General features: G+C 34.3%; 11 protein-coding genes. 5 read left to right on the top strand and 6 right to left on the bottom strand.

The window, feature by feature from the left end:
* A partial coding sequence (locus tag BLV99_RS17155; RefSeq protein WP_171259199.1) for a tetratricopeptide repeat protein occupies positions 1-1,166 on the top strand: 1,166 nt, incomplete at its 5' end.
* 83 nt (positions 1,167-1,249) lie between these two features.
* Here BLV99_RS17155 and BLV99_RS17160 read toward each other — a convergent pair.
* Positions 1,250-1,696, bottom strand: coding sequence for a selenium binding protein (locus BLV99_RS17160; RefSeq protein ID WP_092692884.1), 447 nt, complete (start codon positions 1,694-1,696; stop codon positions 1,250-1,252).
* A 761-nt stretch (positions 1,697-2,457) separates the two neighbouring features.
* Here BLV99_RS17160 and BLV99_RS17165 point away from each other — a divergent pair.
* Together BLV99_RS17165 and BLV99_RS17170 are read left to right on the top strand one after the other, a co-directional pair.
* Complete coding sequence (locus BLV99_RS17165; protein WP_092692887.1) at positions 2,458-3,837, top strand: AAA family ATPase; 1,380 nt, start codon at positions 2,458-2,460, stop codon at positions 3,835-3,837.
* On the top strand, positions 3,830-4,270 hold the full coding sequence (locus BLV99_RS17170) for a hypothetical protein (protein WP_092692889.1): 441 nt from the start codon (positions 3,830-3,832) through the stop codon (positions 4,268-4,270). The genes BLV99_RS17165 and BLV99_RS17170 overlap by 8 nt, the downstream gene beginning before the upstream one ends.
* A 48-nt stretch (positions 4,271-4,318) precedes the next feature.
* On the opposite strand, the gene BLV99_RS17175 is transcribed toward BLV99_RS17170, so the two are convergent.
* The 4 genes from BLV99_RS17175 to BLV99_RS17190 all read right to left on the bottom strand — a co-directional run bounded on the left by BLV99_RS17175 (position 4,319) and on the right by BLV99_RS17190 (position 9,709).
* Positions 4,319-6,193, bottom strand: coding sequence for an ATP-dependent nuclease (locus BLV99_RS17175; RefSeq protein ID WP_092692892.1), 1,875 nt, complete (start codon positions 6,191-6,193; stop codon positions 4,319-4,321).
* Between the two features lie 307 nt (positions 6,194-6,500).
* Positions 6,501-7,061 (bottom strand): plasmid replication DNA-binding protein, encoded by a 561-nt coding sequence (locus tag BLV99_RS17180; RefSeq protein WP_092692895.1) that lies wholly within the window; start codon positions 7,059-7,061, stop codon positions 6,501-6,503.
* Positions 7,062-7,124: 63 nt separating this feature from the next.
* Entirely contained in the window at positions 7,125-8,018 is an 894-nt protein-coding gene (gene repM / locus BLV99_RS17185; RefSeq protein ID WP_092692898.1) for a replication initiation protein RepM, read from the bottom strand.
* Between the two features lie 536 nt (positions 8,019-8,554).
* Positions 8,555-9,709, bottom strand: a complete 1,155-nt coding sequence (locus BLV99_RS17190; protein ID WP_092692904.1) for a MobA/MobL family protein — start codon at positions 9,707-9,709, stop codon at positions 8,555-8,557.
* Between the two features lie 304 nt (positions 9,710-10,013).
* On the opposite strand from BLV99_RS17190, the gene BLV99_RS17195 reads away from it, so the two are divergent.
* Positions 10,014-10,775, top strand: a complete 762-nt coding sequence (locus BLV99_RS17195; RefSeq protein WP_092692901.1) for a hypothetical protein — start codon at positions 10,014-10,016, stop codon at positions 10,773-10,775.
* A 249-nt stretch (positions 10,776-11,024) separates the two neighbouring features.
* Here BLV99_RS17195 and BLV99_RS17200 read toward each other — a convergent pair whose 3' ends face one another.
* Positions 11,025-11,243, bottom strand: coding sequence for a hypothetical protein (locus BLV99_RS17200; protein ID WP_092692903.1), 219 nt, complete (start codon positions 11,241-11,243; stop codon positions 11,025-11,027).
* A gap of 213 nt (positions 11,244-11,456) precedes the next feature.
* On the opposite strand from BLV99_RS17200, the gene BLV99_RS17205 reads away from it, so the two are divergent.
* On the top strand, positions 11,457-12,087 hold a 631-nt coding region (locus BLV99_RS17205), incomplete at its 3' end, for a tetratricopeptide repeat protein (protein WP_092692906.1).

Raw genomic sequence — 12,087 nt, forward strand, 5'->3', positions numbered from 1 at the left:
ATGCGAAGGCATTTGAGTGGTACGGTAAGTCTGCAGCACAGGGGAATGCATTCGCACAAAATAGCCTTGGATCAATGTATTACCTTGGCGAAGGTGTTGTACAGGATTATGCGAAGGCATTTGAGTGGTACGGTAAGTCTGCAGCACAGGGGAATGCATTCGCACAAAATAGCCTTGGATCAATGTATTACCTTGGCGAAGGTGTTGTACAGGATTATGCGAAGGCATTTGAGTGGTACGATAAGTCTGCAGCACAGGGGAATGCATTCGCACAATATAATTTAGCAGTGATGTATCAGAATGGAGAAAATGTAACACAGAGTGATGCGAAGGCATTTGAGTGGTACGGTAAGTCTGCAGCACAGGGGAATGCATTCGCACAAAATAGCCTTGGATCAATGTATTACCTTGGCGAAGGTGTTGTACAGGATTATGCGAAGGCATTTGAGTGGTACGATAAGTCTGCAGCACAGGGGAATGCATTCGCACAATATAATTTAGCAGTGATGTATCAGAATGGAGAAAATGTAACACAGAGTGATGCGAAGGCATTTGAGTGGTACGGTAAGTCTGCAGCACAGGGAAATGTGGAAGCGCAACATAGCCTAGCAGGGATGTATTACACTGGCCGAGGTGTAGTGCAAAGTGATGCGAAGGCATTTGAGTGGTATAGCAAGTCTGCAGCACAGGGAGTAGTGGAAGCACAGAATAACTTAGCAGCGATGTATTACGCTGGCCAAGGTGTCACACAGAATTATGCGAATGCATTTGAATGGTATAGCAAATCTGCACTACAGGGGAATGCATCAGCACAATATAATCTAGCAGTTATGTATAAGAATGGAGTAGGTGTCACACAGAATTATGTGAAGGCATTTGAATGGTATAGCAAGTCTGCAATTCAAGGGAATGCATCAGCGCAAAATGATCTTGGAGTGCTGTATGACACTGGTTTAGGCACAATGAAAAATACAGCCTTGGCAAATGAGTGGTATTTAAAAGCAGCTAATAACGGAAATAATCTGGCTCAACTTAATATTGGTTATAATTATTTATATGGTCAAAATGGTTTACCAAAAAATCGTACACAAGCTTTAAATTGGATTAGAAAAGCAGCTAATAATGGTAATGCACAAGCAAAATTAGTGCTTGCAGGATTAGAGTAAGAAAGGCAGCCTAAAGCTGCCTTTTTTCTTTTATATATTGAATTATATATATTTATCTAGAAATACCTACATCAATATGGAGTTTAGTGCCCTCTAAACTGATGCAGTTTTGTTGAAAGTTCCTCATTTTTTTTTATGAAACTCATCAAGTATTCTTCAGTAATTAATTCTTGTTTTCCACTCTTTAGATGTTTAGTAGCTAACATCTGATGATCTGGATCATCAATAGCTACAGAAGATTCTGTAATTTGAAAGCTATGCACTATTCTATTTCTTATCTCCACAATCTCACTGAAAAGATTAGCAATAGTATCATTTGAATGAGCTGTAATAGTTTTTTGAATGTCAGCAATTAATTTCCCTGATACTTTGTCTAGAAGACTATGCCATGAATCTTCTTTTGTTTTATCCATTCTCAAAATATTTTCGATAACAAAGCTATTATTCGAATTAAATACACAAATAGCAGTTCCTATAAGCTCTCTATATTTTCTTGAAGGTAAAGTTTGAGTGGTATAGCTTTCGTTCATTGTACGTAATCTCCTAATTTATTTAGTTTTTAAAGAATTTCTAAAATTAACATAATGCACGTTATGCGAATCCTTAATTGTTAGAACCCAATCCTGTGCTTGACTCTTGTGGTTAAAAACACGACATTTTAAATGGTTTATCGCATAGACATTTTAATTGGTGAATAACAGCATTATAAAAATACCTTGTTTTTCATATAGTTAAAAATTTTTAACCGACCTAAAAAACAGTAAAAAGCCGACTTAGAAACAAGTCGGCTCTTTTATGAACAGTTTTGATATATTCCGCCAGCAAAATAGATCATTATTTAATCTAAATGAAACTTTAGTGTGCATTATCAACTCATCCACTGCTCAAATTATCCCCAATTTCTGCGGATAACCCTTGGGGTAAAATTTAAACAGTTTTGTACGCTTAGGCGCACATGGATTCAAGCCCTTTGCGGCTATACGACCTCACGCTTATTTCCTATCATGGGGACATAGAGAGCAGGATGCTCCAGATAAGAATAATAAGATCAGATACAGGGAATGTGAGGTACGACAGGAGTTATACCAACGCATCAAATATGTAAAAAAGCCCAACAGGATGTTGGGCTTTTTTATTATCTAAAATTTAGTTCGTATAACTCGTATTATTTTAATTTTAGATAAATTAAAGAAATCTTTTCATTTTTTTAGTCTTATTTTTAAAAAATAGGTTTTTTTTGAAAAAAAATGATTTAAGATTTGATTTTCTATGATCTTAATTGATAAAAAATATGTTAGTAAACTTTTCTTGTGAAAATATTCTTTCTTTTAAAGGTGTAGTATCATTTTCAATGATGGCCTCTCAAAAAAAGAAAGACAATATTCTAACTAATAATTTTTTTATGGCTGGAAAAGAACAACAAGAAGCCATTCTAGAAACATCTCTCGTTTTCGGAGCAAATGGAAGTGGAAAGACAAATTTTATTGCGGCATTGGCCTATTTAAAAAGGATTGTTCTTAATCAAAATCCTGAAAATAAGTTTATGGCTCCATTTCGGTTAGATAATGATAGTAAAAATAACCCTTCTGAGCTTGAAGTTGAATTTTATGCTAAAAATAATATTAAATATCGTTATGGTATTTCTATATTTAAAGGCGAAATTTTAGAAGAGTGGCTTTATTACACTCCATTGACAAGAGAAACGATATTATTTCATCGAGAGAAAAATTTAATTATTGAATATAATAGTGCTGGCTTTACTGAGGCAAAAGATTTTATTGATGAAAACAAAAAAATCAGTGAAAAATTAAAAATTGATACTGCTTTTATATTTTTATTATCGACATTTAACGGTGAGCATTCTAATGTTATTTCAGATTGGTTTTCTAATATAGTTACATTAGATATAGATGACAAGAAATCTAACCTTAAAGACACTCTATATTATTGGAAAGATGATACTGAGTTTAAATCTTGGGCAACACCTATCCTAAATTCTTTAGGCATATGTGACTTGAAATTTGATCATAAAGTTGAATCAGTAGAAGATATAGTAAAGCAAATTAAAAAAGATCAAGAAAAAATTAAAAATAGTAATGAGGACAATAAGCAACTTAAAGATAAAGCTATTAATATTTTTGATAATCTCCTAGATTTTGTAACATCTTCATCGATTGAGCAAACTGAAGATATTGATTTTAAGACTGTTAAAGTTATTAAAAATGTAGATGATGATGATTACCCTATTCCTCTTTATTTAGAATCTAGTGGTACTATTAAATTAATACATTTATTAAGTGCATTATATAAGTCATCTAAAAATGGAGAAATATTATTAATTGATGAGTTTGATGTTAAATTTCATACACTTTTATCTAAATATATATTTAAAAAATATCATGAAATTAATAAAAAAGGGCAATTAATTGTAACCGTACATGATACTAATTTAATGGATACTAATTATTTTAGAAGAGACCAAATTTGGCTTATAAATAAGACAATGAAAGGTGAGAGTGAGCTTTACTCATTGATAGAATTTAAAGAGCTAGCATCAAATATTACAAATAAAAATTATTCAACAGAATATTTGACAGGTTTTTTCCATGCTATACCACTATTTACTGAAAGTGATGTAGATATTTTAATGGAAGATAATTTAAATGGCTAAATCACGTAATAATAGCAAAGCAAATAACGATACAGACCGTTATGAACAAAGAGAAAAAGATGACAGTAACTTAAAAACAAAAATCACTTTAGGTTTTGACTTTTTTCTTGGGCAAGATACTAAAGGAATAGGACAAACATGGGAGGATTGGCATCAAAATGGGCTGATCGTATCTATGTTACATAAGCTAAAACATCTTTGTACTCTGACACCAGGTGAAGCTAAAAGTGAAGGGTCTTTAAAAATATATGGGGATTTTCCTCCTAATTCTAAATTTAAATGCCCTCAAAATCTAAAGAGCATCGACTCTTGGGGTACTATTAGACAGATGGGGAATGGTGGGAAAACACGTATTGCTGGTTTTTATGATAAAAATTATGTATTTAGAGTCGTTTTTTTAGATAAAAAACATGAGTTTTGGCCCACTGATTGAGGCTTATAAAACTATAAAAAGCCACTTAAGAATTAAGTGGCTAGATTTTTATAATAATTTGCTACGTATGGAAGTAATAATATTTTCATCTTTATGAATAGTTAATGGGAATTTATCACATTTAATAATTTTGCTTTTTAATTCAACTATTAAATTATCTCCATTTCTAGTTAAGTTAAAGATCTTGGCTTTATCAGGAAATAAAGATGAAGCAAAAATGTTGAGATCTTCTTGATTAGTAGCATCTTGGATTTTAGGTAAACAAGGAGCTACGATTGCTAATAATATATCCTGTAGTGCAAGAGCTTCATTGATTTGAGTTGTAGATGCCGCAAAGATTAGACATTTTACAATATCTTCATATGCATGATGGATTTGCTCGTTCGTCAGAGTATCAATATGAGAGATTTCTTCTATTGCTGCATCAACCTTTTTCTCAGAAGTATTTTGATCCGACAAATTATAATAAGATTCAATAGCTCCTTTTTTTAAGAAAAATACACCACAAGATTCAACAATTTCTAACAATGCCTCATATCTGTTTTTAATAATTATCCAGTCTGTATGATTTTCTTTTAAAAAATCTATTAATACACTGTTATCATTAGAAAATAGTGTTGAGAATGCTGCTCTTTTTTTGGCTTTAGCTATATCAGATTGACCATTAGTCCAATATGGATGTTGTGTAGCTAAAGCTTCTATTTGATCCCATTTGCTATTCACTAAAGTAGCGAATGTACTATTAATGTCTCGAGCCAAACTAAGAGCATCTTTTGCTCCTTTTGTTGATGCTTTAAAGTTAGCTGATTCATTTCTTGTTAAGAATGGAGAAATTACATCAACTCCATCTGCAATAGCATCAGCATCAGCTAAAATTACAGGTTCTTTACCAAATAGTTTAAGTAGTTTAGCTACTATAGGAATTTGATCTTTACCAATTACAGGAAGAATCTGAGAACCGGATGCTTCTAAATATATATCTAGTTTTTTGGCCAATGTGTTACACATTACAACATCAGAAGGACCTTCCACTAGAAGTGGCCTGTGAGAAAAAAGAGTTAACTTATGTTCTTGTCCTAACTTAGAAATCAGATTTTTAATTTTCTCATTTTTTAGAGTTCCATCGTCCTTAGAAACTTGCTTAGGTTCTGAATTTAGGTCATAGCAAAATATTAAAGAAGATAAATCTTCTGGCTTGTTGATACAAAGCATCTCTGTAGAATGTGTTGCGATCACTATAATTTTTTTATTTGTATATTCATCTGGAATTCCAACAATATCCAAAATTTCATTTAATAAAAAGGATTGAAGTTGTGGATGCAGTGATACTTCTGGTTCATCGATAAATAGAGCTCCTACTTCATCATCGTAAAGGGCACACAATATTCCAACTAAATGCATTAGTCCTGATGCTTCACGTGCGGATGAATATGGTTCTGATCCATCTAAACGAGAAAAAAATATTTTTAGATGACCATCATCCCAACTAACAATCAAGTGTCTTCGAAATAACTTACTTAATCTTTCTTGGATTTTTATCAAGATATCTGGACGTTGAGCTAAAGTCTGATAGTCGCCTTGTAAAGTTTCAATATCGTGTCTACGCTTAGCAAAGTCTTTACCGCCAAATTGAGCATAGTCATATTCAAAGCTGTAGTGTGTAGTGTGACCATTATAGCTTATTCGATGACCATCATAGTTTGATCTGAACTGCTCTAATAAACCAATACGTCCAGCAGAGATAAAACGAGTTTTTTTCTGAATATGGGGCCGTATGCTATCTCTTAAACTTCTTAAAAGATGTGTTTTACCTGAGCCATTAGGACCTAAAATACAAGTAAAAGTATTTTCTAATATGATATTTCTTGGAATAGATCCATTATGGCTATTGATATTACATGTAAGATTTAAGGGCAAATCCATTTAAATAAACTCTTGTTAAAAATAAATTTTTTTAATTTTATAGTAAAATTTAACAAATCAGATGATTAGTTCGAGCTTAATTAGAATTTGGTAAGACTTATCTTAAATTCAGAATTTAAGATTTTCTAAAATTAACATAATACACGTTATACGAAATGCTCTAATTTATTCTTTTTAATTCATAGTGTTATCGTATCTGTAAAAGCCCAGTCCTCACCGATTGGGCTTTTTTTATGATTTTTCACGTTCCACGCCTATTATTTGATCAATGTTCCACGGCTTTGATAAGCCCAGATGAACAATCAGATCAGCCATACGGCTTAAAGAATCGGCTCCAAAAGCCCCTTTTCTTTGGCTCTGGTTCTACATGCTCTGGAACTGGAATGCGTTTTTCTATTTGATTACTAGTAGTAGTCAATCCGTCATATTTATTCTTTTGTACAGTTAATTCATGCTCTACTTGAGGTGGATTAGATTGCGTTGTTGAAGGATCTTGCGTTGGATATACCTTTGTTGGCTTCATTTCAATTAGAGTCAATAATGTATCAATACGAGAATTTGCTTTAGCCTCCCTATCTTCTGCTTTTTCCAACTGTTTCTTTAGAAAATCGATCTGATTTTTTAATTGATTAACTGTATCGTCTGTGTATTCAGGTGTATTAATGGTTTGTCTTGGAGACGTTTCGATGTGTTTTGAGTGTTTTCCACCGAAAGGCTCTCCATATACACGGAGGAGTTCTGAAAAGTCGATAGAACCATCATGATCACGACTTAATATCCCATTTTTTATATCTTTATAAAGAGTAGCTCTAGATTTTTTATACAGTGTTGCAGCATCACTAACACTGTATTTTGTACTTGTTTTCATAGTGTATTACTGTGTATTCACGATACGTATTGGAGAATACAATAAGTGTATTCTCCAATACACTCAAGGTTTAAAGCCTAAGTTTTTTAGATGAGGTAAAAACTGCTTTTGCTGTTTTGGATCTCTCAACATATCTTTAATTGTTACAGCTAAATCCTCATAGCTTTCACCTTGCAGTGCTAGATGTGATAGTTCATGTAAACGAGAAAGTTGATTTCCAAACATATTAATTTGAGCATCTGTTAGTTTATAAAATTCTTTAGGTACATCTGTATTCTGATGACTAATACTCTTAGCCTTTTCTTTAAATGAAAAAATAATACTAGTAACTTTACGACCAGTCTTTTTCTGTTCATAAGTGACATTTAAAGGACTGTATTCGTTTATTTGGTCTATAGCAGTATCAATTACTCGTTTCTTGAAATCTGCGAATAAAGGGTACTTTTTACCAAGCTCTAACATTGTCCGTAAATTCTCAACTGAAATTTCACGTTTACCTATTTGTCGATATTGAACAAGTAGCTCATAAATACGAATACCGTACCCACTATTGATCCCAGCGATGTCTGATAGGGCATATTTGGTGAATTCTCTACTTAAATTAGAGATGAAAGGCAGAATTGGTTTTGAAAAACGAATACCAATGACACTTTGACTATCTAGAAATTGGATTTCTTGTACCCATCGCATTTTTATAGATTTGTCATCAATACTGAGGTTAATAGATCTTTCATAGAGTCTATTAATACCTTCCTTTAAATCTCTGTATGCTGTTTTTTCATGTACACCTAATTGCTTTAACTCACTGATACTAACAGGATATAGCTCGTCATCTGTAATAGGCTGATTTTTTGGAATACGTGAAATGGCAGCTAAGACAATTCGTTGTTCTACGGCACTTAATTGATATGATGCTTCTATTACTTGATTTGATTTTACAACGTGATTTTTATTCAAAACAAAACCATTGATTTTTTAATATATGACAAGTATATACTTGTCATAGTTGGTAGTCAATCCGTCATAGTTAAGTAGTCAATCCGTCATAGTTAGTAGTCAATCCGTCATAGTTAGTAGTCAATCCGTCATATTTAAACTTTGAAACCTTTACTGCATAAGGCATACAGAGGACTGAAAAGATTTAAAAGATTTAAAATATATTTAAAAAGAGCAAATTTAAAAATTGCCCTATGTTTTCGCTACGCTCAAACTCTATTGAATCTCGCTTTCGCTCGATTCTAAGGGGCAATTTTTTGCTTAATTGGCTTGTGAATTGAAGAAAAAGCAAAAGCAGTAATGCATTCGCTTTGCTCATGCCTTTTTAAAAGCAAAAGCGCTATCGTTCGCGCACTCCGTGACGCTCTGATTCTAAATCACGTAAGTAAAGGGGAGACTGTAATCAAGGAAAAAAGCGGGCGAAATTTTAATGATCTCAGTTCGCTCATAGACATTCGCTCTTTTTATACCTTCTAGGTATATAGAAAACATAAAACTTAGGGACTACCAAAATCGTAATTATCATTTTTAGGTTCAGTAGGTTGGTTAGGTTGAACAACCGAAAGTTGTTCAACCTGTGGTTTTAAGGCAATCACAGGATTGAACTCGATTTGAGGATCTGGATATTCGAGTGAATTTTTCAGCTGGTAATCCATCCTGTTCAGGTTCCAGTGCTCAGTCTGAAGCATTGGCTTCTGTGTTTTGATGATTTCGTTGAAGTCTTGCTTGAGTTCTTTTTGGTTTTTGGCTTTCTTGGCTAAATAATTGAAGTAATGCATGACTTCGAGTGAGGTATACGGTTCATTCAGGCATGAATAAAAATGTTCATGCTTTTGCGTCTGTTGCCGTTGCTTTTGTTCCATTTCTCGTTCTTTGGCATTGTGCAGCCGGATTTTCTGGATCTCAGCCAGGTATTCCACGGTTTCATTCTGTTTCCCAGCACCTAATTTGGGTTCCGGGAGATACAAGGTTCCGTGGATCTCGTTGTATTTCTCATAATTGTCTGCTGATACCTGGTTCTTTATGGTGATAGCTTGGCCGTCAATCTGGTAGGTCACTGTCGGGCAGTGCTGTGCAAGCGCATCATTGATATGGTTTTCCAATTGTTTGCGGATATACATTAGGAAAGAGGAATAGTCAGCATGACCCTCCTGCAGTTGGATTTTTTTGGCACCGCCTTTTGCCGGATCTTGAGGATTGTAGCGTTTGAAGTACTGTTTGGCTGTGCGTTCAATGCCGTCATCGGCTTTGAGAGAAAACATGAGGTGGCAATGGGGCTGTTCTTCGCCACTGAGACGCGATTTAACGTTGTGTATGGCGTATGAATGCGGATATTGATGTGGAGCTATATGTTTGTCTAAAAACGTTTCTATTAGCGTTTTGCGCTGTTCTGGCGTGAATTCATTGGGCAGGGCAATTTCATACTCCATGTAGGCCTTGGCGTTTGTGCGTTCATGGGCATCGGCTGAGGACCAAAACTCTATTGGATCTTTAACCCAGGACGGCATGCAGCGTCCAGGTTCGACATGTTCTAGGACTTCTTCGCTTTTTTTCCTGATGCCTTCGTACTGCATCAACCGGGCAATATAGAGGTAATGCTGGGTGGCGTAGCCTTTATTCTTGCTTTTGATGCTGAAATGGTAGGTTGCCATGTTCACCTCTGATGGTTTGAGACCGGTTTTTATGGAGTGAAACGAGATGAAAACCGCACGGATTTGGAATGCCTGGATGGCTGAAAAATCCGGTTGAAGGGGGTCAAGGGGGAAGCGCCCCATTGCGTACTAGTTTCTCCGATTAGGAGAAACTGTCAAGTGCGAATTATTTAAAATAAAAATAAAAATTCTTTTCAAGAAATTTTATTTTTATTTTAAATAATTATTTTCAGACTGCCCTCTTTAAATATGGTAAAACCATATTTAAAGAGGTAGCAGTTCTGAAAATTTAGCGGCAGATGATATGACCCAGGAAAAAGCAAAGAAAAGAGGCAGACCGGCTCAGTTACTTCAAAGAGCAGAGTTACATGCTTTCGTTGATTTTTTATTAGAGACAAGTCGACGTACTGAATTACAGAATCAGGTCATTGATGCATTAGAGGATGAAGACTTTAATTTTGAGATGTTGTCCGAAGCTCAGCAGATCCTAGTCAAAGAGGCATTAAAACCCTACCGTGAACATCTAAAACAACAATTGTTGTTTGATGAGCTTTCTACCCTGCCTAAACTAACTGAATATGAAGCCAAATTTATTGAGTTATTTCAGTCGTATCAGAACCAAGAATTAGGTAATAGTGAGCTGAATATTCTGAAAACAATGTGTACTCGATATTACCGTTTTAAATCTCAGCAGTTACAGTTAAAGGATCTTGAACTTTACTTGAGTCAGATTCAGAAAAAGGATGACGGTAAAAAACGTAAAGCTGAAAATCAACGTAAATTTGAATTAGGTGGTGCTGTTCTTACCGCATTTAAAAAACTCAATATTGATATTAGCAATGATACTCCTCAACAGATTACCAATCGGATTGCGAATACTGCAAAGTTTCATAATGAGGTACGTAAATCTCTAATTTTTAAAGATGTTAAGGAGTATAAAAAAGAATATTTTGAAGCAAATAAACTTTTTATTCAGGTGTTAGAAGGATTACATACCTGGAAAAAGGACGGAGAATTATTGTCAGTAATTGAAATTAAGAAAGCTTTAGCAAAAAGCCGAGAGTAGTCTTTTTAGGGGGAGGGAATTTTGGAGAGAGATTTGTGATGAGTGATAGCATCATCGAAATATTTAAAAATGGTGATTTAGATTTCATTGATTTCGTAGTTGAGATTTTATGTTAAATAAAATGAAGTTTTATCCGATAAACAATAACATTCCGCTAAAAAGCAATTAAAAATAATAGCTTAAAAGCGGAAAACTATAAAACTCTATTTGGGACTTAAGTCTTAGACTATTCTAAGTAAGTTTGCTTGGTTATTCCCAATCTTCGTTTGAGTCGGTAATTTCTGGGATGGATTGCTTTTCAATATGTCCTAATGAATACAAGAAATATGCTCTTTTTTCATTATCAATATCATATGTTCCAGATGAAATACTTAATAATTTCCAACCATTATCAACCTTAGATTGAACAGTACTAATATCATCAACTTCTATGAAATCTTTAAATTTTGTAAAGTCTATTTGGCTCATTATTTTCCTATATAGTTTGTAAGTGTTCAAAATTTAATAAGGGTATAAATCCTTGATTTCAAGGATAGAGTGATAATTTTGTACAGAATTTATCAAAAGAGCACCCCAAACAATCGAAAGGTCAAGTTATTTACTACTTTTCCAAGTAGGATTGTAAAAATTAAAGCGGTAAAACCAACAACATTAGATATTTATTTAAATAAAACTGAAATTATGAACTTTAAAAGAAGTCTGCTTTTACCATTTGTATTAAGTATTGTATCCAATACCTCTTTTGCTCAACCTTCTAATTTTAATGATTTATTAGACGATGCAACCCAAGGGAAGATTACTGCGCAGAATAACTTAGCCGGGATGTATTACCTTGGCGAAGGTGTTGTACAGGATTATGCGAAGGCATTTGAATGGTATAGCAAGTCTGCAGTACAGGGGAATGCAGAAGCACAATTTAACCTTGGAAAGATGTATGACAAGGGGAGAGGTGTTACACAGGATTATGTGAAGGCATTTGAGTGGTACGATAAGTCTGCAGCACAGGGGAATGCAGAAGCACAAAATAGCCTTGGATCAATGTATTACCTTGGCGAAGGTGTTGTACAGGATTATGCGAAGGCATTTGAGTGGTACGGTAAGTCTGCAGCACAGGGGAATGCATTCGCACAAAATAGCCTTGGATCAATGTATTACCTTGGCGAAGGTGTTGTACAGGATTATGCGAAGGCATTTGAGTGGTACGGTAAGTCTGCAGCACAGGGGAATGCATTCGCACAAAATAGCCTTGGATCAATGTATTACCTTGGCGAAGGTGTTGTACAGGATTATGCGAAGGCATTTGAGTGGTACG

It is taken from the genome of Acinetobacter kyonggiensis, from assembly GCF_900107285.1.
GTDB lineage: Bacteria > Pseudomonadota > Gammaproteobacteria > Pseudomonadales > Moraxellaceae > Acinetobacter > Acinetobacter kyonggiensis.